Genomic DNA, 419 nt, shown 5'->3' with positions numbered 1-419 from the left:
GCGCTGCATTCCTTCGTCGGCCTGGCGGCCGTCTTCATCGGCTACAATGCCGAACTCGAGCTTGGTACGGTGATGTCTCTGAAGGCTGCCGGTGGTGACCTTTCGACACTGGCCGGCTTTGCCGAAAAGCTGGCGCAGAAGGATCTGGTAGAAATCGCCATCCTCAAGGTCGAGGTGTTCCTCGGCGTGTTCATTGGCGCGGTGACCTTCACCGGTTCCGTCATCGCCTTCGGCAAACTCGCCGGCAAGGTGGACGGCAAAGCGAGGAAACTGCCCGGCGGCCATGTCCTCAATGCCGGTGCGGCCCTTGGCTCGCTGATCCTGCTGGTGATGTTCTTCAACGGTGCCGGCATCTGGACACTGATCCTGATGACGCTGCTTGCCTTCTTCATCGGCTATCACCTGATCATGGGTATCGG

1 protein-coding gene is annotated in these 419 nt (G+C 59.9%); it reads left to right on the top strand.

The window, feature by feature from the left end:
- On the top strand, positions 1-419 hold a 419-nt coding region (locus AB4Z23_RS28705), incomplete at both ends, for an NAD(P)(+) transhydrogenase (Re/Si-specific) subunit beta (RefSeq protein ID WP_441361339.1).

It is taken from the genome of Agrobacterium sp. MCAB5 (assembly GCF_052114365.1).
GTDB classification, from domain to species: Bacteria; Pseudomonadota; Alphaproteobacteria; order Rhizobiales; family Rhizobiaceae; genus Agrobacterium; species Agrobacterium tumefaciens.
This window is presented reverse-complemented; position numbering and strand designations above follow the sequence as displayed.